The organism is Pediococcus ethanolidurans, assembly GCF_964062635.1.
In the GTDB taxonomy this organism is placed as follows: domain Bacteria; phylum Bacillota; class Bacilli; order Lactobacillales; family Lactobacillaceae; genus Pediococcus; species Pediococcus ethanolidurans.
Window position 1 is genome coordinate 161,845 of the sequence record NZ_OZ061250.1, and the last position, 23,930, is coordinate 185,774.

A 23,930-nucleotide genomic window follows, 5' to 3' on the forward strand; every position below is an offset into this window, starting at 1 on the left:
TGTTTTCACATTAATTATGAAAATATAATAAATTATCTTACATCTATGACCAATTCTGAAAGATTTTTCTGAACAGACGCGCTATAATATAGAGATAATGTAATTACAAAAGAAATGGGGAATGTTCCTTGGACAGTGGTCAGATAATCAGCGATAGTATTATCATTTTGATTACCTTCATCCTGGCATATTTTTTCGTTGCAGCTGAATTTGCACTTGTCGAAAGTCGATTAAGTGCGCTGGAGGAAGCAAAGGAAACAGCAGTTGGCGGACGGCTCAAAAAAATCAATCGAGCCATTCATATGGTTTCAAATTTAAATGAGTATCTTTCTACCACACAGGTTGGAACGTCAGTCTGTGGTATTATTCTAGGTTGGATTGGTGAATCATTTGTAGAATATTTTATTATTCGCTTTTTTGGATTTACGCACTTGATTAATCAGGCTTCGTTACATGCCATCGGAGCAATCATAGGAGTTATACTCCTGACCTACTTAGAAGTTGTTTTAACAGAAATTGTTCCAAAGAATATTAGTATTGATATTCCCCTGAAAGTTTTAATGTCTGTCGTTACACCACTCTACTGGTTTCATACAATATTTTATCCATTTGTTTGGTTACTAAATGTTTCTGCCAGTGGCATCGTTAAATTAGTTGGAATGGAACCCGCAGACGAAAGTAATGAAGTCTTTTCGCAAGCCGAAATTTTAAATCTTTCTAAAAACGCCGTTACTGGTGGTGAATTGGACCAAAACGATTACGTATACATGCAACGTGCTTTTGACTTCAATGACAAAGTTGCAAAAGACATTATGATTGACCGAACTCAACTAGTTGTTTTGGATGTTAATGCCACCGTTAATGAAGCCTTACTCTTATACTTGCAAAAACGTTTCAGTCGTTTTCCAGTGGTTGCAAACAATAATAAGGATAAAATTTTAGGTTACGTTTATAACTACGATTTAATTCGTCAAAGTCGCGTAGATGGCGACATTAAAGTTAGCAAGCTCTTACGAAATATCATTACTGTACCAGAGACTGTTCCTTTACAAGACGTCTTGCAAAAAATGTTAAAAAAACAAACTCCAATCTCTGTTGTCGTTGACGAATATGGTGGAACCAGCGGCATCATTACCGACAAAGATATTTATGAAGAAGTTTTTGGCACAATCAATGATGAAGTTGATGATGTTTCCGGTGACTACATTCATAAAGAAAAAGATGGCACCTACCATGTTAGCGGTAAAACAACCATGTATGACTTTGAACGTTACTTTGGCATTGACGTACCAGGGTTTGAAGGTGAAGATGTTGTAACCCTTGGTGGATACGTAATTGATCATCATCCTAACATTCAAGTTCATGATAAAGTACGAATCGATCGTTACAATTTTGAAGTTCTTGATAACGAAAATGCTCATATCGATTGGTTCCATGTGACTAGAATTTCTGATGAAGAATATAAAAAGTTACAAAAGCATGCAGAGGATGAACGCTTAAATGCTGATGAATAATTTGTAAATAAATAGCACCCAAATCGAATCAATCGACTTGGGTGCTATTTTTTTGAGTATAAAAAGTTTTTTCCGGTAGTTTAAAAATACCTGTATTCTACCGACAGTAAAAATTTAGAACTGTTGACGCTTGTTTCTAAAATGTTTTCCCATCTGATTTTTAACTAAAAATATTAGTAATATTATTGGTCCGAACAACATGTAGGCAAGCCGCACAAAAAAGGTAGCCATGGTATCAAAGTTTCTATCTAGTAACGCAAACTTCTGCGCTGTCAGATTATGTTGTAAATTAGCAAAACTATTATCACCCCACTTATCTTTCTTATGATGCTTTGCATGTTCCTTTTGGGTTTCTTTTGCACCACGTTGTAAAAAAGAATTATTGCGCAATGAGGGAACCCCTTTAGCAAGTATACGGAACTGACATATCCATGATAAAATAAACCATACATTGAGAAAATTTAAGGTTATTTTGACGTGATTATTTTTATCAATGTTAAAAAAAATAAGCAAAAGAATCATGATTAGTGATTGTTCAACAATAGCAGATAAATATTTTTTGCTTTTCATAAGATGATCACTTGGCTTTTTCTTGTTTAAAGTTTTCCTAATTAAGAAAAGATTAAATATTTAATTATTATAAATAACCTGAAATATTCATAAAAAAAGAACTAATGCTAGTGAATCCTTGATATCACTGGCGTTAGCTCTTTTTATTTTGGCACCTTTTAAGTGCTAAAAAATGTTATGTAAAAAAGGAGTCCTTTCTGATATAGTTATTATCGTCTAAAAAACAACCAGGAAGGAAGGATCCCTTTTCATATGACAACTTTACAGGAAAACCAAGCACATTTCAATTCCAAATTACATATTTCTCACACTGGTGGTGAACTTTCAAGTGATGCGGGTTTAGTACTCATCAAAGAGGTCATACACAAACTTGATTTCGCAGACCTTGCTCAAAAATTAGTTTCATTTAAAGATCAACGACGCTATTACCAACACAGTAATGTTAGTCTAATGGAACAGCTATTACTACAGAAGATTGCTGGCTATGCCACCGATCAGGTTGCTACCAGTTTGCGTTTTGATCCTATTTTTAAATTGCTACTTGATAAGCCTGCTATAGCTTCACAGGCTTCTATTTCGCGGTTTTGGCAACGCTGTGATGAAACGACTATCACTTCTTTACAAGTGTTAAACCAGACTCTGCTTGACCGAGGACGCCTGACTACCAATCAAACGGAACTAATCATTGATGTTGATTCGACCCATTCTGATACCTTCGGTAATCAAGAAAGTAGTGATTTCAACGCTCATTATCAAACGAACGGCTTTCATCCATTGGTTGCCTTTGATGGCCAAAATGAAGCTTTTTTAGCGGCCCAATTGCGACCAGGTAATGTTTACACCAGTAAGGAAATTCACTCATTTTTAGAGCCTCTATTACAGCATTATCAAAATAGTCTACCTTGTACTGAAATCCTGGTCCGTGGAGATAGTGGCTTTGCCACGCCGGAGCTTTATGATACTTGTGAAGAACACAAAGCGTTTTATCTAGTCCGTTTAAAAGCTAACCGCCGATTGCGTGATTTGGCTGAAGGCTATGTACAAATTGACGATGAACAACAATGGGATCAAACCGAGATTCACTATTATTCAGCTAAATATCAGGCTGGTTCTTGGGATCAGCCTCGCCAAATCTATATTAAATCAACGCGTGAAGCTGGTGAATTACTCTTTAATCATGAATACGTGCTTACCAACTTAACCAAATTAACGCCAGAAACTGCCTTCGAATTATACCAACACCGTGGTCAAATGGAAAATGATATTAAAGAGGCCAAGGAGGGTTTCTTTTTCGACAAAACTAACAGCACAGGTTTTATTGAAAACCATGCGCGGATGATGCTGAGTGTCTTAGCTTATAATTTAGTGAGTCTCTTCAAACAACTATCCTTACCGCCGCAACACGCCAGTGTGCGTGTTGGAACGCTTCGTCTTTGGTTGTTCAAAATTGCGGGAAAGTTAGTTCGAAGTGGTCGAAAACTGTACTTAAAATTAAGTAGTTCACATGTTTATCAAAAATTGTTCTATCAGGTATTGGCCAAGATTCAACAATTACATTGGTAGCTATCGAATCGCTCTAAATTAATCAAAATTTTCAAAATAACTCTTTGTGAGTTTATTTGAAGCACGCAAATTTTAATTCGTACATCATTTTTGACTTAACGACATGCGATTTCCTTGTTGAAATTCAAACCCATTCAAAAACAGCCCTCGCAAGGGCTGTTTTTTTAAATACATAAACATTATATTTCGATCTATGAATATTTCAGGAATAAAATTCAATTTAAATAAATAGTAAATAGACATTTTTCGAAAAATAATAAACAAAAAAATTGAAGTGGTCAAAATGTACTAACAGAATACGTCAATAACACTTATGATCATCCTGACAATGACACATTTATACTAGTTCTTATTCGCTCACTTTTTAGGACAGCTACTAAAAACAGCTTCAACAATATAAATTTTCCTAGCGCAGGATTGCATCCCGCTGACGGCGCATTTATATTGTTGAAGCTTAACGTTTTTATTCGCTCACTTTTTTTTAATCTAAGAATCTTCTCTTCAAATACTTTGGCAACCCATCCTCTTCACTTGCCTCCGTCACTGCATCCGCCTGTTTCTTTATTTCATCCGCACTATTACCCATTGCTACTCCTGTGCCTACCGCCTTCAACATTCCTAAGTCATTCTTATCATTACCAAATGCTATTGTATGATCCACCGGAATACCATATTGATTCGTAATGGCCCGTACTGCACTTGCCTTATCCACTCTTCTAGGAATCAGTTCAATATTATCAGGGCTTGAAGACGACACATTCAAAACATCAGCATCCAACAGCCTTTGTCTAGCAATTGCCAGTTTATCTAATTCACCTCTCGCAATCACAATTCCATTAATAATTTGTTCGCTCACATCATTTAAATGATCACGATCATGTACATCCTCAAATTTTCCAGCACCATCTTGCATAACTCTCATTCGTGCCAAACGACTCAAATCCCATGGCTTGCGTCTTGTGTAAAACGTTCGATCTGTACTAAAAAAATTGGTTGATAATCCAAGTTCTGTTGTCACATCATAAACGGTACTAATCGCTTTCCAGCCTAAATGATCCATGTATAGATGATGCCCTTTTTTATAAACCGATCCATTTGAGGCAATAACTTCTACTTTTGGATTAATTCTTTTTTGAATGACTTGCGCCAACGAAAGCATGCGACCAGTTGCAATATAAAAGATAAATCCCCGTTGCTGTAGCTGTTCAATCACTTTTTTAGTCATCACAGAAACATTTTGATTATGCGAAATTAACGTGCCATCAATATCCATAAATACAATATAAGGGTCCAAAATAATAACCTCAATTCTTTTTCAATTTAGTCTTTATAGTCTTAGCTTACTACTTTGATAAAACAGTTCCACAATTTTTAAAAATTATCTTTTTTAAAAATTTAAGTGTTACAATGTTAATAATGTTCTACAATAAAAATAGTAAATTTAAGGGGGTTCCATTATGTCGACCATTAACATTTTATACATCTCAGTCGCCGGAAATACACGTTCTTTTACTCAGGATCTCCAAGACTATGCTGAGGAGCAACATTCAAAAGATGCCACCAATCCCCTCATTACACTGAAAGAAGTCTCCGAAGAAACTGATTTTGAAAGTGAGCAAAAACCATACTTTGCCTTTGTTCCTACCTATTTGGACGGAGGAAATGGTGTCGATAACGGTGTCAAAGAATTAATGACAAACGTTTTAGGTGAATATATCGCTTATAAAGACAATCGCAAACTTTGTCTTGGCGTAATTGGCAGTGGTAATCATAATTTTGGGTTGCAATATTGTCTGACTGCTAAACGTTATGCTCGCGACTATGGGTTCGAATATCTAGATAACTATGAATTACGTGGCAACCCTACAGATTGTAAACGAATCTATGAAACCATGAAGAAAAACAACGTGTTGAAGGGTGTTTCAAAAGAAGCTTAAAAACCGTTTAAATTATAAAAGTGGGACTATGAAATTTATCATAGTCCCACTTTTTTGAGTTACTGATTTTTTCAACAATTCCTAAACAGAATAATTGGGGGTATCTAGGCCCCCTTTTTTTATAGCCGAAACGTGCTTAAAAAGGCAGTTTTCTCCGCTTGCCAGTTCTTGCGGTGTGGTCTGCCGCCACAAGAATGGTCAACGTATGGAACATCAAAGATTATTAGTGATTTTTGCTAATAATCATCCTTTGTGTGGAATAGTAGCTACGATAACTAAACGATTCCAAAAACGAATCATTCAGTTATTTAGGCCTTTTCTATTTTTATTGCCGAAACGTGCTAAGGGGGAGCAGCTTCCTCCGCTTAGCTACGATACCCCAACGATTCCTAAACCGAATCATTGGGGTATCTAGGCTATGCTCAGAAGCTGTGCGCTCCCCCTTAGCACTCTTATTCTTTACCACGTAATCGTATCTGGATCCGTTGCCAAACCTGCCACGCCACGCAATCCGTCAATCGTCTTCATATCTTTTTCATCAATCGCAAAGTCAAACAACTTCGTATTCTCTACAATCCGTTCCTCATGAACCGACTTTGGCAATGGCAAGAAACCATGCTGCAATGACCAACGCAACACAACCTGTGCCACCGTCTTACCATACTTCTCACTCATCGTCTTCAGCTCTTCAACGCCAAAAATCTTTCCTGTACCCAGTGGACTATATGCCTCTGACAAAATATTGTGCGCCTTATTATAAGCCACAACCTCTGGCTGCAAATCACTTGGATTTAAGAAAATTTGGTTAACCTGTGGCGTAACCGTTGCTATCTTCAAAAGTGCATCCAAATGCTTGGGACGGAAATTAGAAACCCCGATCGCACGAATCTTTCCAGCCTTTTGTGCCTCTTCCATTGCTCGCCATGTTTCTGCATTAGCTTGTTCCCAATTATCTCGGAATGCAACTGGATTTGGCCAATGAATTAAGTAAAGATCCAAATAATCCAATCCTAAGTTATTTAAGGAAGTATCAATTGCCTTTTTAGCATTTTCATAACTATGATCACTACCAGTTAGTTTGGAGGTTACCCAAAGCTGATCTCGTGCAACACCACTATCTTTGATTCCCTTACCAACACTTTTTTCGTTTTGATAAGCAAAAGCAGTGTCAATGTGACGATAACCTGCTACGATCGCTTCTTCAACTGATTTTTCAGCCACATCACCATCTGGTGTCTGCCATGTACCAAAGCCAACGATTGGAATTTTTGTACCATTGTTTAATTCGTACGTATCTGTTAATTTCGTTAAATTTGCCAAAATGAATCCTCCTATCAATTATTATGTTCATTGTAAAACAAAACTACTACACGTGAAAAAGATTTGGTTTCCGTTCAAAAATATTCTATGATAAACGCATACTAATTCCAGTTGAAGGAAGTTTCGTCGTGAATAAAAAATCCGATTTTAATAAACGCCTCTTTTTTCTAGCCATTTCAATTGTTTTAAACTCTTTTTCTAATGCATTAACAGTGGCCAGTCATTGTGGTAGTGCATTATGGACAGCATCATCCGTTAATCTTAGTGAATGGTTTCATTTTCCTTTAGGTAGCGTTCTTTTTGTTGAGGGTATCGCAGTCGTCATCGCCAATGCGCTACTACTCAAACATTTTGACTGGCATCGCATGCTTGGAAATCTCGTGTTTATGGTTCCATTTTCCTATTTAGTGGGCGCAATTAGCAGTGGCTTAGATAATCATGGTTTATTAAACTGGCCATTAGGTGCTCGCATTATCGCTGATGCACTTGGAATCGTCGGAATCGGTGTTGCAGTTTCAATTTATCAGCGTGCAAACATCGTGCTGCATCCCAATGATGATCTAACCTACATCGTTCGGTTTAAATTCATGAACGGAAAAGCAGCCGTTGCGCAGTGGGTCAGCTATATTCCGGCTATCTCAATTATTTTATTAACTTTTATTGTGACTCATCATATCTACGCAGTAGGGTTAGGTACCATACTTGCCTTTGTACTCCAAGGTGCCGTTACTGGCTGGTCTGATCGACATGTATTTACAACACTCAAACATCATTTAAATGTTTAAACATATTTGGTAGGAAGAAAAACCGGACTGTGCTATCATTTTGCATGTAGGGAATTTCATAAAATCGAAATTTGGGAGGATTTATCATGGTGAGATCACGGGTACTTCAGTTACAAAAAGGTGGCAATTTTCGCGAACTTGGTGGTTATCAAACAATCGATGGTCATACAATTAAGTGGCATAAGATTATTCGTTCTGGCAAACTTGGTAATTTAACTGATCAAGACGTCTCATATTTAAACAATTACGGTTTAAAATATGACGTTGATTTTCGTTCGCCTGAAGAAAAAGCTCAAGCACCAGATCGTATTCCTCAACAAACTAAATATTTGTTTATGCCAGTATTTTCAACTGATGAAACTCAAAACTCAAAACAAACTGATTACCTGCAACGAAAAATGGAAAGTGATCCAACAACTGGTCGTCAGCAAATGCATCACGTTTATCAAGATATCATTACCAACCCACATTCTCAGAAGGCTTATCGTCAATTTTTTGATGTCTTACTTGAAAATGACGTTGAACAAGATACCTTGCTTTTCCATTGTACGGCTGGTAAGGATCGCACTGGAATGGGAGCCATTTTCTTCCTAAGTGCCCTTGGCGTTAATGAAGATACCATTAAGGCAGACTATTTACTCACAAACAAAGTGACAAAACCAGTGTTAGAAGACTTAGTTAAAACCTTAAAACTCAAAAACGCCCCATCTGCTTTTATTCAAAGTATGCGGGACTTACAAAGTGTTCAGATTTCCTTTTACAATACAGCTATGGAACAAATTCAAAAAACTTCTGGAGACATGTCCAACTATCTTCACGAATATTTGAATCTTTCAGCAACTGATATTCACGATTTACAACGAATTTACCTAGAATAATAGTATTGAATAAGTAAAGAAGGCTATTTAATGAAAAAAAAGAACCTCATTGGACTTGGAATTGTAGCCCCAGTAGCTCTGGGAATTTCTGGTCTTACTGCCGCAAGCGCCAAATTATATGACTACGCGTTTCGTCGTGTAGATTACGTTCCTGAAACCTCGGCAGACAAACAAAAATATGCTGATGATTATTATAATTACGTCAACTGGTTTCATAGTGTGTCTTCTGAACAATGGACACTTCATCCTTCCGACTTAGAAAATCGTGTTGAAGCTACCTTTATTCATGCGGCAAATGAACAAGCAAAAACAACAGTCGTCATTGCACATGGCTATAAAGGCAATGGAGAAACCATGTCTAATTATGCCAAGATGTTTTATGACATGGGTTACAATGTTTTATTGCCAGATGATCGTGCTCATGGTAACAGTTCAGGTGATTATATTAACTTTGGCTGGATTGATCGGCTGGACTTTGTTGAATGGACACATTCTGTGATTAATAATGTCGGCGAAGATTCTAAGATTATTATGTTTGGTGTCAGTATGGGTGGGGCCACTATTCAGATGACTAGCGGTGAAAACTTACCACCGCAAGTTAAATTGATGATTTCCGATTGTGGTTATTCAGACTTACGATCTGAGTTGGCTTACTTACTTAAACAACAATTTCACTTATCTCCTACCATCTTTGTTCCAATTATCGACGCAATTAACCATCATCGAATGGGTTTTTCAATTGATGACGTTTCTTCGGTTAAACAATTGCGTAAAAATACCCGACCATTCCTGTTTATTCATGGTGAAAAGGATGTTTACGTGCCAACTTACATGGTAGACGAATGTTTCGAAGCTTGTCCAGAACCCAAAGATATTTGGATTGTTCCAAATGCTTCTCACGCAGAAAGTTTTTGGATGGATCCTAAAGCTTATCAAGCGAAGGTTCAACAATTTATCAATAAATATTTAAGTTAACAAATTAAATAGCTCAAAAAAAGACATGATTGGCGCGGCTCCTTGTCAAGTAGACAGTCAAATAATTAAAATCTTATGCATTTTTTTGAACGGCATGATTCCGGTATTCTTCCGGAGTCATGCCGTTTAGTGTTAGTTGGCGTCGTTCCGTATTATGCCATGCAATGTACGTCTTGATGATGCCGACAAGTTCGATTTCTGAAAGAGGTGCTTTGAAAGCCAATTCTTCTGTTTTCAACTGGCTCCAAAAACACTCCATTGCACTGTTATCACCTGGTGTTCCTGGGCGAGACATGCTGTGCACGATGCCTTCTCCGGATAACAGGGTGTTATAACTACCAGAAGTGTAAGCCGAGCCTTGATCGGAATGAAGAAATTGAGGCTTCACACCGTGGTTTGCTTTCAAGGCTTGCGTGATCGTTTCTGATACTAACTGCGTTGTCTCTGTGCTCGCTACACACCAGGCAATAATGCTGTGATCATAAAGATCTTTGATAGCGCTCAAACGTAATCGTTGTTTTTTACCTGGTCCGAATCTTAGCTCGCTACAATCAGTTACCCAAGTCATGTTTGGTTGCTCAGGAGCGAAATCGTGGCTGCCGTCTTCATGAAGTAATTTATTGGCGAGAATATACTCCTTCTTTTCTGCTTTACGATCGCGTTTGGCCACACGAATCGATGATTGAATACCGTTACGACGCATAATGCGCCGCACACGTCCTTGACTGATATGATAAGGTGTTTCTTTATTAAGATACATAGTCATCGTACGAACACCATAAATATAATTTTTTGACTCTTCACGTGCGATGATATAGGCCAAAATTGCTTTATTTTCGAGTTCTTGCGCTGTAACCTTGCGGTGAGTCCACTTGTAGTATGCAGCACGAGATACACCAACATATTGGCACATGAAACTAACCCCATACACTTGATTTGTGTCTGGGTTTATTTTTTTGGTAAGTGCTTGAACCGTGAGGTACTTTTCTTCTGTAGGGCATCCATCCTTTCGAACTCTTGGAGTTTTTTTAGCACAGCGACCTCTGTGGAGATATTGGCTAACCGTGCCTTGAGACGCTTGATCTCTAAATCTTTTAGTTCCAGTTCAGTCAACTGACCAGTATCTTCCTTGGCCTTACCGCGGCGGTCTGCGAGTGCGTCGGGACCACCTTGCTTGAACTTTTTGACCCAAGCATACGCTTGGCCATAGGACACGTTAAAATGAGTAGTTGCGGCAACATAGTTCATCTCGTTGGCAATGATCCATTGTGCGATCTCGATACGTTCGACCTGTTCTGTCTTTCTGCCATCTTTCATTGGGATAGTCCTCCTAGTGGTTGTGAGTACTTTACCACTAGTATACCGTTTGACCCACTGGTAGATGACAGAACTATTGGGAATATGGTATTGTCGCGCAAGTTGAGGATATGATGTTCCACCCGCTAGATAGGCCTGAATCACCTCCATCATGAACCCCTTTGAATACGTTTGTTGTTGGTGTCGACTTTGTAACGCCGCTACGCCACCTGCATCATAGCGTTCCACCCACTGAGCTATTTGCGAGGAGTGGACATCGTACTTCTTTCCAATGGCCCTGGCTGCCATTCCCTCCTTTATTAAATTAATATAGAAGAGTTTCTCTTCCACACTATATCTTGAACCCTTTCGACCCATAAAAAATACTCCTTCCTCAGCAGACAAGTTTTAATTATTTGCTTGTCTACCTTGGTAGGAGTATATCCGATTACTAGGAACTCACAGATTCCACGGTAAATCATGCCTTTTTTATATTCGCATTAAAAGCGCTATCATTTTTAAGCATTATGCAAAACTTCTAACATTTGTGCAAAAGTCACCCTTCTTGTTTCTCGAGGAATGAAGCTTCGAATTTCATCTGCATTAAAACCGACTTGTAATTTGTTGTGTGTGAAGATAATTGGTTTCTTTATTAAACTTGGATAGTTCACTAACAATTTGTGTAGTTCAGTAATCGTGAGTGAATCAATGTGTTTTTGACCAAATTTTTTATAAGTTTTAGATCGTTTGGAAATAATTTCTTCAGCACCATACTCAGTCAGAGACAGAACTTTTTTCAAAGTTTCCATTGAGATTGCCTGAGAAACAACATTAACTTTATCGTAGTCTAAATTATGTTCATCTAACCATTGACATGCTCTTCGTGCTGAACCACAACTTGGACCCCATAAAACTGTTATTTTTTCCATGCGAAACGCTCCTTTTTTGTTTAACTTATAATTGCCATAATTAGAATTATAGACTAAACAATTAGTTTTGTCTATGCTTTTTTATAACAAATTTAATTATTATTCAAAATCCATAATTATTTAACTTATCATTATCATGAGCATTCTGTTTTATAACGAGTAAAAGCGTTGTTAAACTTTAGTTAACCCTAAGTCCCCAAGTAAAGGAGGATACCAAAATGAAAACCAAAAAAACATTGAATTGGAAAGTGCTATTGTTCTTTATTGTGGGTGTTGAAGTTCTTGGCAGTCTTTCATCTCTATTCACTGGAAATATCAAAGAAATTTACAATTCGCTTTCATTACCACCTTTAGCACCACCAGATTATCTTTTTGGAATTGTATGGCCGCTTCTTTATTTATTAATCGCAATTTCGGGCTATTTAATTTTTCAATCAATTGCGTTTAAAAAAGAAAAAGCAACCAGCTATATTCTGTTTACAATTCAATTAGGGTTAAACTTTGTATGGAGTATTATCTTTTTCGGGGGTAATTATTACTGGATCGGAGTTTTAATTGTCATTCTATTGAATTTGGTCGTTCTTGCTTGCCTATTACAGTTTTATCGAGTTAACCGCATGGCTTCGTTGCTATTAATGCCCTATTTTATTTGGATTCTTTTTGCAACTTACCTAACGATTGGCGTAGCTGTTCTAAACTAAAGTACTGAAATAAGGCATTTTTACTATAGTTAATAAACCTTTATAATTTTCATCACAAAATATTCATAAATAGAGGGTAATATAATAAGCATAGATAAGAGCTAAACAACTTTATCTATATGAAAATAGCATACTCCTCCAAAGTTACTATATTTCATTGTTTTTCATGATAACAACCTACTCCCCTATATAAAGAGACCGATCAGCGATGATCGGGTCTTTTTTTTTTGATAAAAATTGAATTTTAAACGAAACAACCTATCTTTGGTATAATGTGTTAAGAGTCAGTTTGGAGGGACAATTGTGAAAAGAGAACGTTTATTAAATATTGAAGGTAGTGTTAATTTCCGTGAATTGGGTGGCTATCAAACTCAGGATGGTCGAACCATCAAATGGCAAAAATTACTGCGATCAGGAGACCTCAGTCGTCTGACCGATAAAGATATTCAGAAATTATCTGATTACGGTGTTCACTATGATATCGACTTGCGCTCTCCTTCTGAGGCTAGTTGGTTAAAAGATCGGCTGCCGGAAAAAACCATTTATCGTTCATATCCTGTTTATCCAATTGCCAAAAATGATCATTCTGATCTTCCTCAACTTCCCGATGCTACAAGTAATATTGATTACTCACATCCCTATGCACTCATGATTTTAAATTCACAAAGTCAGCTTGCCTTCCGAACGCTTTTTCAAGACATGCTTAAAAATGATCAACCAAACCAATCATTACTCTTTCACTGTGCCGCCGGTAAAGATCGTACAGGTGTGGCGGGATTTTTAATTCTCACTGCACTTGGTGTGGATTATGAAACAATCAAACAGGATTACATTCTGACAAATATTGTTTATAGTACTTTTGACCAAGATACTTTACGAAAACGTCTGCAAAACGATAAGGCAGAAAGTTTTGTTAACCAGATGAATGCCGCTTTTCAAGTCCAGGGAGACACGCTAAATGTCGCAAATCAGGCTATTATGGATAACTATGGTAGCTACGGAAAGTATTTTGTTCAAGCAATGGACTTATCCGAACATGATTTAACCGATTTAAGAAAAATTTACCTGGAATAACAAAGAAGGCTCATTATGGAAAAACAACGTGTTTTACCTATTCAATCTGGTTTAAATTTTCGTGAATTAGGTGGCTATCCTACAAAAGATGGTAAAACCATTAAATGGCAAAAAATTTTACGATCTGGATATCTTTCCGTACTAACAAAAAAAGATCAAAATTATCTTCTTGATTATGGGTTACGTTATGTTGTGGACTTGCGTTCAGATTACGAGATCACCCGCAATCCGGATCCAAGAATGACTGATGTACAACAAATTCCAGCATCCGTTTATCCCTTTAGCAATCGACCATCAACAAGTTTTAGCCAGTTTTTCAAACGACTTTTTCATAAAGATGCTGTTAAAAGGCCAAGTGCACTTAGCGATCCTTATGAACTAATGGTTCTAGATAGCCATGCCCAGGGAGCGTTTCGAAAATTATTCCAAACACTGCTTAAAAATGAGGAACCCAACAAGGCCGTTCTTTTTCATTGTGCTGCTGGTAAAGATCGCACCGGAATTGCTGCTTTTCTAATTCTAAGTGCTCTTGGCGTTGATCAAAAAACGATCGAAGAAGATTATCTGCTCTCAAACAAAGTTCTTTTTGGAACCACAACGATTAAAACTGAAGCAACCAATAACACGGCTATTAACCGTATGAATCAAGCACGTAATGTCGATCTTCATAGTTTGCGCTTAGCAGCCAAGGCGATCACTTCCGAATATGGCGATATGATAAACTATCTTAACCAGGCAATGGTGCTTTCAAACGACGACATTGCGGAACTAAAACGCCTGTATACCGAATAACCCAATTCGTTATTTTAACTAACTACAACTTAAAAATATAAAAGTAAGTCAAACTTTTGATATTAAACAGTTTAACTCAACAAAATGGACTAATTACTAAAGGTTGAAAGCACAAAAATGTATCTAATTGCCTGACACAAAAGTGTTCATGATAACAAAATTAGATTAAAATGCCGTCTTCCAGCAAATTTGGGCTGGAACGTAGTGGGCACGACTTAGAGCCGAAATACACGTCTCTAAGCTCGGCCTTTATCTAAGCGAAACCCGCTAAGATAAATGTCACTACTGAGCCCATTTGCTTCCAGACTAAGTCTAATCTTTGCAATCAACACATCGATATAAAAGTTATTATACCGGTGTTACTAAGCATTATTTAACATCAAACGTTCTTAGTCCGGAGGCGATTGGTCTCAGGGGTGAAATTATTCTTAGTAATTTATTACTTAGAATAAGGCCGAGTTTGAAGACAAGTGTACTTCTTGGCTTCAAATCGTGCGCCCACCCCGTTCCAGACCGAGTGAGCCGCAGGACGGCAGTTAGACTATTTTTATAGGCTACGTCGTTTAACATCAGTTATTGAAGTAATTTTGATACTTTCAACCTTTAGGCTTAATTATCAAAAAGAGCATTTGGAAGGGTTAAATTCCAAATGCTCTTTTTATCTACACAAACACGAGTAAAACTACTGCTAGCAAGAATGCCACACCCAAGAATGCTGCTGAAACAGCTTCCCAGCGATTTGCACCCTTCATGTCCATTCGCAATCCAAATAAAACACTAAAAGCTAAAATAAGAATCAACATTTTTTCGATTTCTGAATAACCATTGCTTCTCTGAAAATATCCGGTAAACCATCCTACAATGCAAGCAATGATTACCACAATGCCAAGACCAAAATCTGTCCAATACTTTGTGCGCATGTTCCCACATCCTATGTTTAATATTGTTTCTATACTACCTTACTTGGGGGCTGAATAGCAATTGAATCTCCGGAACCTTTATCATTTTTGCCGAGTCTGAGGACAACTTCATAAGTCAGCCAAGTAAATATAAGCTGGGGTTCTTGCGGGATACGATCCCGCCTCCACCCAGCATTCATTACGCTATTTCCGCCGAGTCTGAGGACAACTTCACAAGTCAGCCAAGTAAATATAAGCTGGGTTCCGTGCGGGATGCGATCCCGCCTCCACCCAGCTTATATTTACTTGGCTTAACGACTTGTTCCGTTCACTTTTTTCTTTCCTCGTGCTACACTACAGTCAACAAATAATATAGATAGGACTGATCATTATGGCTACTAGCTCCGAAAAAATCTGGACCGACTTTTCCGAATCCCATCATCTCACCAACAAAACCTTTCAAACTCGCTGGTTTGGTGAACAATCCAACTCTGCCGAAGTCCAAGACCTCACCAACAAAATTCTTGCCGGTGACAAAATTTCCACCTCTAAGCCTTTGGGATACTACTCTTCTGAGGGTGAACAAATTCCTCAAGTTGGTGATTATTACGTACTTTTAAACGCCGACATGCATCCCGTTGGCATCATCGAAACCGTTGTTTCCGAATTAGTTCCCTTTTTCCGCGTTTCCGCCGAACATGCTTATAACGAAGCGGAAGGCGATCGTACGCTTTCCGATTGGCAAGAACGCAGCCAAACTAAATTTACCAAACAAATGAAAAAGTATGACCGTACCTTTTCGACCAACGATCCCATTGTTTGTGAAGTTATCAAGCTCGTTTACAAGGATCAATTATAATAATCATATGAATTTACTTATCAATGCGATGTATGTATAATACACATTATAGAAAACTAAACTGTAAAAAGTTAGGAGAATGTGTATGAAAATTTACCCAGCTATTTACTCTGTCCAAAACGGAATCGTCGAATTATTAATTCCTGATTTTCCCGGTATGTTAATTGAGGGAAAGACTTTAGTTGAGGCTACCGAAAAGGCCAAAAAGTTAATTATTGCCCAGGGAAAACTTCCTGAACCTTCTAATATGAATAACACTCATTTAGTTGAAGGCGAACATATCATTATGTTACCCATCACTGAGTATGCGGGAAAAAATACCAAACGAATTCGTCGCAATGTAACTATCCCACAATATTTAAATGACTGGGCCAAACAAACGGGGATTAATGTGTCACAAGTGCTCACAGAAGCCCTTGACCAAAAGTTCAAAACAGCTGATTAATAAGTCATTGACAAGTGTTCAGCTAATAACAAATTAAATTGAGTATCCACATAGAGACGGAGAATGACATTTTCTTCGTTTCTTTTTTTTGTCTATATCAACAAACCAGTCGTGGTAAACTAGCTTTAAAGGAGACGTTTTTCATGACGACAACCACACCTAGAAGTTGGAAATTAAACGTTGGCTTTTTTCTAGCTGCACAAAACTTTTTTCTCTTCGGCTCATCAGCTGTCTATTTTGCTATTCTCTGGTATATTGCCCTTCAAACCTCATCCGGAACCTGGATTATGTTAGCCACAATGGCCACCACCCTTCCCCAAATTTTAATTTCTCTGTGGGCAGGAATTTGGTCGGATCAATACAGTCGAAAAAAATTGATTGTCACTTCCAGCGGATTAGTCACATTTTTAACCATCTTAACAGCTCTAATTTATTTTTTTATTTCACGAGATTTATGGTTATTACTACTAATCGCAGCAGTTCGTTCGTTAGGTTCAGGTGTTCAAACACCGGCAGGAAATGCATTACTACCAGAAATTACGCCAAAAAAAGAGCTTTCCCGGATTAATGGCCTAAATCAATTTGTTAGCTCGATTCTTTTGCTAATTTCACCAATTTTAAGTGGCGTTATCCTAGGAAGACTCGGAATTATATTTGTTTTTGTCGTTGATTTGGTTACAGCAACCACCGGTATCATTTTGATGCTGTGTATTCATGTTAAACAGTTTAAACAAGAGCAGCAAAATCAAGTTGCCGGTCTAACTGGCATTTGGGAAGGTCTCCAATACACCTTTTCTCATCAATCCTTACGTAACTTCATGCTTTTTACTTTGATTGCGTTTATGTTAGTCGCACCGTCTTCACAGCTATCCACTCTCTACGTCAAACGCACATTTGGATCAGCCGTTTGGCGACTTACTTTAAACGAATTATTATGGACAATGGGTGCACTACTTGGTAGTTTCCACATCACCATTCATAAGCATCTACCTCATAAAATTCGTTTGATTGCCATTGGTTTTGCCGGTTCAGGGATTAGTTTTGCTGTGATGGGACTTCCCGAACCGTTTTGGGTCTACTTGCTTTTTATGTTTTTCTCAGGAATTTGCATGCCTATTATTCAGGCAACCTCAAACATTTTAATTCAAGAAAATGTTTCACCAACCAAAATGGGACGCGTCTTTTCTATTCTTCAAATCGTGTCAACGGGAATTTATCCAATCGCCATGTTAGTTTATGGCCCCTTGGCAGACGTCATAGCCATTCGCTACATCCTCATTGTCACTGGTCTTCTTTTAATCGGGGTAGCCGTTATTTTTTACAAACGTCTCCCTCAATTGACAGACAAACTTAAAGAGTTACGCTAGTCTAATCCAACGCGATTAAAAATATAATCCACATTTTTTAGATGATACCTATAATCAAAGGCATCATCTATTTCTTTTGGAGAAAGATGACTCTTAATTACTGGATCAGCTTCCACTAATGGCTTAAATTGAATCTCTTCATCCCAAGCTTTAGCAGTTAGCGGTTGAATTTGATCGTAAGCCTCCTCACGAGATAAACCAGCATCAATTAGTTTTAATAAAACACGTTGACTGTAAATCAGGCCAAAACTACGATGCATATTAGCTTTCATATGTTCCGGAAAAACCGTAAGATTACCAATGATATTTGTCATTCGGTGTAAAATATAATCCACCAGAATTGTGGTATCAGGTAGAATAATTCGTTCTGCCGATGAATGTGAAATGTCACGCTCATGCCATAAATTAACGTCCTCGTAGGCCGTTTGTACGTGGCCTCTGGATACTCTCGCCAGACCGGAAACGTTCTCAGAACCGATTGGATTACGTTTATGCGGCATTGCAGAAGAACCCTTCTGTCCAGGAGCAAAATGTTCTTCAACTTCACGTACTTCTGATTTTTGTAACCCGCGAATTTCAGTTGCAAACTCTTCAATACTTGTCGCAATTAAAGCAAGTGTGGCAATATATTCTGCATGCAAATCACGAGGTAAAATTTGAGTGGAAATTTCTTGAGCATTCAATCCCAGCTCTGTGCAAACAAAACCTTCAACTTCTGGCGGGACATTGGCAAAGGTACCAACCGCACCACTAATTTTTCCAGCTTCCACACCCTTAGCAGCATGTTCAAAGCGTTCAATATCACGTTTAATTTCGGAATACCAACGGGCTAACTTCAAGCCAAATGTCATCGGTTCTGCATGAACACCATGAGTTCGACCCATCATTACGGTATACTCATATTTTTTGGCTTGTGCGGCTAAAGTTTCCTTAAATACTTCAAGATCTTTGCGAATAATCACATTTGCTTCTTTTAAACGATAACCTTGAGCTGTATCGACCACATCAGTACTTGTCAGCCCATAGTGCACCCACTTTTTTTCTTCACCTAATGATTCTGATACATCACGTGTAAAAGCAATCACATCATGGTGAGTCACTGCTTCTATTTCAGCAATTCGATTTTCATTGAATTGTGCATTTTTTTCAATTTTAGTCACATCCGTTGCAGGAATTTTACCTAGTTTTCCCCATGCTTTAACTGCTGCAACTTCAACCTTTAACCAGGATGCGTACTGATTGTGCAAACTCCAGACATTAGCCATTTCTTTACGAGTATATCTATCTAACATTCGTGTCCCTCACAATTTCAAGTTTAATTTAAGTGTTTCAAATATCCGTGTAATACTATAGCATACATATATCGGTTATTCCACACAAATATACCTATTTAACGGTTTTAAATTGTTTTTATACCGTTTTAATCCGTACTTTATAAACTATTTATTTTTTATAATTCGGTTTTTGCTTGCATTTAGTTTAAAACCTTGTTACACTTATTTGGTTGTTTAAATCATATTATTCGGGGGTCATTAAATGTCATCAATCGTAGTTGTAGGTAGCCAATGGGGCGATGAAGGTAAAGGTAAAATCACAGATTTCTTGGGAACTAAGGCAGCTTTAACTGTCCGGTTCTCTGGTGGCGACAATGCCGGACATTCCATCGTATTTAATGGTAAAAAATTCGCATTACAACTTATTCCATCAGGAATCTTTAACCGTAATGGTTTGAGTGTGATTGGTAATGGGGTTGTGGTTAATCCTGAATCTCTACACAACGAATTACATTATTTGGAAAGCAATGGGATTCCAACTGATAACTTACGTATTTCTGACCGTGCACAAGTAATTTTGCCCTATCACATCCGTTTAGATGAATTACAAGAACAATCTAAGGCGGCTGGCAAAATTGGCACTACCCATAAAGGTATTGGTCCAGCATACATGGACAAGGCCGAACGAATTGGAATTCGCATTTGCGATCTTCTAGAACGCGATACCTTTGAAGAGAAACTTAGAACCAATCTTAAAAATAAGAATTTACTGTTCACCAAACTATATGAAACTGAACCTTTAAAATTTGAAGATATTTTTGAATCTTTCTATCAATATGGGCAAGAAATTAAGGACCGCGTGACTGACACCTCTGTCTTGATTAATGAAGCACTTGATAAAAATGAACATGTTTTGTTTGAAGGCTCTCAGGGTGTTATGTTGGACTACGATCATGGTACTTATCCTTATGTCACCTCTTCCAATCCAACTGCCGGTGGTGCTGCGGTAGGATCTGGGGTTGGACCTTGGCGTATTAACCAAGTTGTCGGCGCATGCAAAGCTTATACCTCTCGTGTAGGTGATGGTCCTTTCCCAACAGAACAATTAAACGAAACAGGCGATTTTATTCGTGAAGCTGGCCATGAATATGGCACAGTTACTGGTCGTCCCCGTCGAATTGGTTGGTTAGATACCGTCGTTTTACGCCACGCCACTCGTGTTAGTGGATTAACAAGTCTTTGTCTCAATTGTTTAGATGTTTTAACTGGCCTAGCAACTGTTAAAATTTGTACCGCCTATAAATTAGATGGAAAAACGATCTATCACTATCCTGCTTCTGAGAAACAAATTGAAAAGTGCCAACCTGTTTATGAGGAACTTCCTGGCTGGACAGAAGACATTACTAATTGCAAAACACTAGCCGAACTACCAGAAAACGCTCGTCATTATCTTGATCGTGTTTCTGAACTAGTAGGTATTCCACTTTCAACTTTCTCAGTGGGTCCAGATCGCGAACAAACTAACGTTTTAACTGATATTTGGAATACTAAATAATTTTTCGAACTTGAATAGGAGTGATAAACATGAGAGTTTTTGATTACGAAGACGTTCAACTTATCCCTAACAAATGTATTATTGATAGTCGATCTGAGGCTGATACCACCACAAAGTTAGGAAAGTATACTTTCAAGATTCCGGTCGTTCCTGCCAATATGGCTACCGTTATTAACGAAGATTTATCTGTTTGGTTAGCCAAAAATGGGTACTTTTATGTTATGCACAGATTTGAACCAGAAACGCGTTTAGATTTCATCAAAATGATGCACACTAAAAAGCTAATTGCTTCAATCAGTGTGGGAGTTAAACCAGAAGAATTTGAGTTCATTTCACAACTGGCCGATCAGAAAATCACTCCAGAATTTATTACAATTGACATTGCGCATGGCCATGCCAATAGTGTTATCCGAATGATTCAACACATTAAAAAAGTGCTTCCTGATGCTTTTGTGATTGCCGGTAATGTGGGTACACCTGAAGCAGTGCGTGAATTGGAAAATGCTGGGGCAGACGCTACTAAGGTAGGTATTGGACCGGGAAAGGCTTGTATCACAAAATTGAAGACTGGCTTTGGAACGGGTGGCTGGCAGTTGGCGGCAATTCGTTGGTGTGCAAAGGCAGCAAGTAAGCCAATTATTGCGGATGGTGGAATTCGAACAAACGGTGATATTGCAAAATCAGTACGTTTTGGGGCTTCTATGGTTATGATTGGTTCATTGATGGCTGGTCATCAGGAATCACCTGGTAATCTGATTACGATTGACGGTAAAAATTATAAGCAATATTACGGATCGGCTTCGGAAACGCAAAAGGGTCAGCATAAGAATGTCGAGGGACGTCAAATGTTGGTGCCCTATCGAGGTCATATTAAGAATACGTTGGAAGAAATTCATCAGGATTTGCAGTCCTCAATTTCATATGCGGGAGGTCGCTCATTGGATGCGATTCGCAAGGTGGATTATGTGATTTTGCATGGGGTGAATGAATTTAATTAAAAGAGTGCTCTGAGCAGCGTTTAGCTTCCGAGCATAGCCTAGGAACTCCAATGATTCGGGTTTAGAATCGTTGGAGTTTCGTAGCTAAGCGGAGGAAGCTGCTGCTCAGAGCACGTTTCGGCTATAAAGATAGAAAACTCTAGCCTAGGTAACTGAATGATTCGAGTTTGGAATCGTTTAGTTACCGTAGCTACTATTCCACGCAAAGGTTGATTATTAGCAAAAAATCACTAATAATCTTTAATGTTCCATACGTTGTCCATTCTTGTGGCCAAAACCGCCGCAAGAACTCGCACTACGTTCCAGCCCAAATTTGCTGGAAGACGACATTTTAATCTAATTTTGTTGTCATAAACGCTTTTATATCAGGCAATAAGATGCATTTTTACACTTTCAGCCTTTAGTATAAAAATATAAGGTAAACTAAAACTGCTTTAATCACACAATCAAAAAAATCAACTTCTGAAATCACAAAAAACTGCTAGTAAAGACAATCTACACGGGAACATCTTCTGCTTATCCTTTGTCTTTACTAACAGTCTTTTTGTTTTACCCATTTAATTAGGATTAATAACCTGATTACCAAACTCTTTCAAAAGTTTCAGTAAACTTTCAACTTTCTTCTGCCCAAACTTAGCAACCCAGCCTTCAAACACCAAATGAACCTTTCGATCAATCAACTGTTCAACTTCTGCTCCCCGTTTTGTTAGGTGAAGATACAATTTCCGCTTGTCCTTTTGATCCGGTGTTTGTGAGATGTAGCCCAATCGCAACAGTGACTTGATTTGTCGCGAGATTGCACTTCGCGTAACATTTCGTTGTGCTGCAATTCCCATCTGAGTCACTTTTTCATTATTGCAGATATTTCGCAAAACTAAAAACTGTTCAAATGAAATTTCATACTCCTTAGTTGGTTCCGATAACACATACTCCAAGAACTTTAAGGTGGACATGTAAATCTCAACAGATCCCTCAAAAAGTTTATCATTGTTTTTAGTTTTCACTAATAACACCCTCCTCCAAAATACTCACATTTCAATTATATCAAACGTTATCAAAAAAATTATCCAATCGATAAAAATCAATTAGATAATTTTTTAGTTACTTCAAATACTTTTTAAACCGTTTACTCCAATTTTGAGTAGTATCTTCAAGGCTTCCCAGCCTCAGTTCCTGACTGGTCGCATTAATCACTCCACCAATCATAATGGCCAAAGCTGAAAAGTCTAGCCAAAACATTAAAGCGATAAACGTACCTAACGTTTTATAACTATTAACGGAGTGCGCAAAATAACGTAGATAAATCGTGAAAAACTGTGAGACCGCCATCAGTCCAATAGTTGCAGCAGATGATCCCCAAACGACGTATCTGAGCTTAATGTGCGTGTTTGGAACTACATAATACAAAATCATTAAACTTAAAAAGATGACAATTATCGCAGTGGGAAATTTAACGTTTCCCACAATATGAAAGAGACTATGTGGTAATTTCAAAATTGGTGTTAAATAAGCGATAATTGTTTGTCCAAAACTAAAGAAAAACATCATTAAACTAATTAGAAGCGCAAAAAAGATGGTGAATATGAAAGAAACCACACGATTAATAATGGGATTTTGAAATTTAGCAACGCCGTAAGCTCGATTAATTGAACGTTGAAAGGCCGCTACCGCCTGACTTGCAGACCACAACATTAAAATAGCTCCGAATGATAACAACTCGCCATTACCTTTTTCCAAAAAATCTTTTACAATTGGCTGACTAATTTGATAAATTGTGCTGGGTACCACGGTTTCGATATATTCCAACACCGTTGTCACATCAATGTGAAACAGTGGTAGTAAATTTCCCACAAAAATAATTGCAGGAAACATGGCAAGCAATGTATAAAAGGCAAGGACAATTGCATTATTTGCAACATCTGCACGATTAAATCGCAACATGAAACCTTTCCAGTATGTCTTACACTTATGAGCAAACCTCTTCCAAGTCATGTTATATACCCCATTTTTATTTAACTTCAATAGTATACAATAACTTTTGCATGATTAAAAACGTCAAATTACTATTTTCACGCCTTTTCATTTATTGAAACACAAAAAAAGAGAATAAAAATGTATTATGTCCCCAAAATTAAAATCGCAAATTGCAAGAACAAGTTAGCCACCCCGCAGGCGAAGTTGCGGGGCATGTCAGAATAT

Annotated in this window: 24 protein-coding genes; 14 read left to right on the forward strand and 10 right to left on the reverse strand. The window is 37.8% G+C overall.

Going from position 1 to position 23,930, the window contains the following annotated elements:
- Window positions 1–128 precede the first annotated feature (128 nt).
- Window positions 129–1,514, forward strand: coding sequence for a hemolysin family protein (locus AB3219_RS00770; protein WP_263749704.1), 1,386 nt, complete (start codon window positions 129–131; stop codon window positions 1,512–1,514).
- Window positions 1,515–1,628: 114 nt separating this feature from the next.
- On the opposite strand, the gene AB3219_RS00775 is transcribed toward AB3219_RS00770, so the two are convergent.
- Window positions 1,629–2,084 (reverse strand): hypothetical protein, encoded by a 456-nt coding sequence (locus AB3219_RS00775; protein WP_216753224.1) that lies wholly within the window; start codon window positions 2,082–2,084, stop codon window positions 1,629–1,631.
- A 252-nt stretch (window positions 2,085–2,336) separates the two neighbouring features.
- On the opposite strand from AB3219_RS00775, the gene AB3219_RS00780 reads away from it, so the two are divergent.
- Window positions 2,337–3,647 (forward strand): IS1380 family transposase, encoded by a 1,311-nt coding sequence (locus AB3219_RS00780; protein ID WP_147156990.1) that lies wholly within the window; start codon window positions 2,337–2,339, stop codon window positions 3,645–3,647.
- Window positions 3,648–4,128: 481 nt separating this feature from the next.
- Here AB3219_RS00780 and AB3219_RS00785 read toward each other — a convergent pair whose 3' ends face one another.
- Window positions 4,129–4,941, reverse strand: a complete 813-nt coding sequence (locus AB3219_RS00785) for an HAD family hydrolase (protein ID WP_253953689.1) — start codon at window positions 4,939–4,941, stop codon at window positions 4,129–4,131.
- Window positions 4,942–5,104: 163 nt separating this feature from the next.
- On the opposite strand from AB3219_RS00785, the gene nrdI reads away from it, so the two are divergent.
- A complete protein-coding gene (gene nrdI / locus AB3219_RS00790; RefSeq protein ID WP_216753223.1) occupies window positions 5,105–5,584 on the forward strand; it encodes a class Ib ribonucleoside-diphosphate reductase assembly flavoprotein NrdI in 480 nt (159 codons plus the stop codon).
- A gap of 459 nt (window positions 5,585–6,043) precedes the next feature.
- Here the strand turns inward: nrdI and AB3219_RS00795 are convergent, their stop codons facing one another.
- Window positions 6,044–6,904, reverse strand: a complete 861-nt coding sequence (locus tag AB3219_RS00795) for an aldo/keto reductase (protein WP_263773398.1) — start codon at window positions 6,902–6,904, stop codon at window positions 6,044–6,046.
- A gap of 128 nt (window positions 6,905–7,032) precedes the next feature.
- On the opposite strand from AB3219_RS00795, the gene AB3219_RS00800 reads away from it, so the two are divergent.
- From AB3219_RS00800 to AB3219_RS00810, 3 genes are all read left to right on the forward strand, one after another.
- A complete protein-coding gene (locus tag AB3219_RS00800) occupies window positions 7,033–7,689 on the forward strand; it encodes a YitT family protein (protein ID WP_057805975.1) in 657 nt (218 codons plus the stop codon).
- 86 nt (window positions 7,690–7,775) lie between these two features.
- On the forward strand, window positions 7,776–8,567 hold the full coding sequence (locus AB3219_RS00805; RefSeq protein WP_057805977.1) for a tyrosine-protein phosphatase: 792 nt from the start codon (window positions 7,776–7,778) through the stop codon (window positions 8,565–8,567).
- Between the two features lie 30 nt (window positions 8,568–8,597).
- Window positions 8,598–9,542 (forward strand): alpha/beta hydrolase, encoded by a 945-nt coding sequence (locus tag AB3219_RS00810; RefSeq protein WP_057805978.1) that lies wholly within the window; start codon window positions 8,598–8,600, stop codon window positions 9,540–9,542.
- 73 nt (window positions 9,543–9,615) lie between these two features.
- Here AB3219_RS00810 and AB3219_RS00815 read toward each other — a convergent pair whose 3' ends face one another.
- The 3 genes from AB3219_RS00815 to AB3219_RS00825 all read right to left on the reverse strand — a co-directional run bounded on the left by AB3219_RS00815 (window position 9,616) and on the right by AB3219_RS00825 (window position 11,767).
- Window positions 9,616–10,494: an IS3 family transposase gene (locus AB3219_RS00815; RefSeq protein ID WP_216763231.1), complete on the reverse strand. Its 879-nt coding sequence runs from the start codon at window positions 10,492–10,494 to the stop codon at window positions 9,616–9,618.
- Window positions 10,491–11,216, reverse strand: a complete 726-nt coding sequence (locus AB3219_RS00820) for a helix-turn-helix domain-containing protein (RefSeq protein WP_216754746.1) — start codon at window positions 11,214–11,216, stop codon at window positions 10,491–10,493. Before AB3219_RS00820 ends, AB3219_RS00815 begins: the two co-directional genes overlap by 4 nt.
- 140 nt (window positions 11,217–11,356) lie before the next feature.
- Window positions 11,357–11,767 carry a Spx/MgsR family RNA polymerase-binding regulatory protein gene (locus AB3219_RS00825; RefSeq protein ID WP_057805979.1) on the reverse strand — a complete coding sequence of 137 codons (411 nt, stop codon included), beginning with the start codon at window positions 11,765–11,767 and terminating at the stop codon, window positions 11,357–11,359.
- A gap of 218 nt (window positions 11,768–11,985) precedes the next feature.
- Between AB3219_RS00825 and AB3219_RS00830 the strand changes: the two genes are divergently transcribed.
- The 3 genes from AB3219_RS00830 (at window position 11,986) to AB3219_RS00840 (ending at window position 14,334) form a co-directional block, all read left to right on the forward strand.
- Window positions 11,986–12,468 (forward strand): TspO/MBR family protein, encoded by a 483-nt coding sequence (locus AB3219_RS00830; RefSeq protein ID WP_216753219.1) that lies wholly within the window; start codon window positions 11,986–11,988, stop codon window positions 12,466–12,468.
- Window positions 12,469–12,771: 303 nt separating this feature from the next.
- Window positions 12,772–13,542, forward strand: a complete 771-nt coding sequence (locus tag AB3219_RS00835; protein ID WP_057805981.1) for a tyrosine-protein phosphatase — start codon at window positions 12,772–12,774, stop codon at window positions 13,540–13,542.
- A gap of 15 nt (window positions 13,543–13,557) precedes the next feature.
- Window positions 13,558–14,334, forward strand: a complete 777-nt coding sequence (locus tag AB3219_RS00840) for a tyrosine-protein phosphatase (RefSeq protein ID WP_253953540.1) — start codon at window positions 13,558–13,560, stop codon at window positions 14,332–14,334.
- A gap of 662 nt (window positions 14,335–14,996) precedes the next feature.
- Here AB3219_RS00840 and AB3219_RS00845 read toward each other — a convergent pair.
- Entirely contained in the window at window positions 14,997–15,254 is a 258-nt protein-coding gene (locus tag AB3219_RS00845) for a hypothetical protein (protein ID WP_057805986.1), read from the reverse strand.
- Between the two features lie 370 nt (window positions 15,255–15,624).
- On the opposite strand from AB3219_RS00845, the gene AB3219_RS00850 reads away from it, so the two are divergent.
- The 3 genes from AB3219_RS00850 to AB3219_RS00860 all read left to right on the forward strand — a co-directional run bounded on the left by AB3219_RS00850 (window position 15,625) and on the right by AB3219_RS00860 (window position 17,904).
- On the forward strand, window positions 15,625–16,092 hold the full coding sequence (locus AB3219_RS00850; protein ID WP_216753217.1) for an ASCH domain-containing protein: 468 nt from the start codon (window positions 15,625–15,627) through the stop codon (window positions 16,090–16,092).
- A gap of 85 nt (window positions 16,093–16,177) precedes the next feature.
- Window positions 16,178–16,537, forward strand: coding sequence for a type II toxin-antitoxin system HicB family antitoxin (locus AB3219_RS00855; RefSeq protein WP_263766067.1), 360 nt, complete (start codon window positions 16,178–16,180; stop codon window positions 16,535–16,537).
- A 143-nt stretch (window positions 16,538–16,680) separates the two neighbouring features.
- Window positions 16,681–17,904 (forward strand): MFS transporter, encoded by a 1,224-nt coding sequence (locus AB3219_RS00860; RefSeq protein WP_260365704.1) that lies wholly within the window; start codon window positions 16,681–16,683, stop codon window positions 17,902–17,904.
- On the opposite strand, the gene purB is transcribed toward AB3219_RS00860, so the two are convergent.
- Window positions 17,901–19,196, reverse strand: coding sequence for an adenylosuccinate lyase (gene purB / locus AB3219_RS00865; protein WP_367369235.1), 1,296 nt, complete (start codon window positions 19,194–19,196; stop codon window positions 17,901–17,903). The two genes, AB3219_RS00860 and purB, sit on opposite strands and share 4 nt — an antisense overlap.
- A 244-nt stretch (window positions 19,197–19,440) precedes the next feature.
- On the opposite strand from purB, the gene AB3219_RS00870 reads away from it, so the two are divergent.
- Both AB3219_RS00870 and AB3219_RS00875 read left to right on the forward strand, forming a co-directional pair.
- Complete coding sequence (locus tag AB3219_RS00870) at window positions 19,441–20,733, forward strand: adenylosuccinate synthase (protein WP_057805996.1); 1,293 nt, start codon at window positions 19,441–19,443, stop codon at window positions 20,731–20,733.
- A gap of 29 nt (window positions 20,734–20,762) precedes the next feature.
- Window positions 20,763–21,731 (forward strand): GMP reductase, encoded by a 969-nt coding sequence (locus tag AB3219_RS00875; protein ID WP_216753214.1) that lies wholly within the window; start codon window positions 20,763–20,765, stop codon window positions 21,729–21,731.
- A 557-nt stretch (window positions 21,732–22,288) separates the two neighbouring features.
- On the opposite strand, the gene AB3219_RS00880 is transcribed toward AB3219_RS00875, so the two are convergent.
- Together AB3219_RS00880 and AB3219_RS00885 are read right to left on the reverse strand one after the other, a co-directional pair.
- Window positions 22,289–22,735 carry a MarR family winged helix-turn-helix transcriptional regulator gene (locus AB3219_RS00880; RefSeq protein ID WP_216753213.1) on the reverse strand — a complete coding sequence of 149 codons (447 nt, stop codon included), beginning with the start codon at window positions 22,733–22,735 and terminating at the stop codon, window positions 22,289–22,291.
- Between the two features lie 97 nt (window positions 22,736–22,832).
- Window positions 22,833–23,723: a YihY/virulence factor BrkB family protein gene (locus AB3219_RS00885; RefSeq protein ID WP_216753239.1), complete on the reverse strand. Its 891-nt coding sequence runs from the start codon at window positions 23,721–23,723 to the stop codon at window positions 22,833–22,835.
- Window positions 23,724–23,930: the final 207 nt, after the last annotated feature.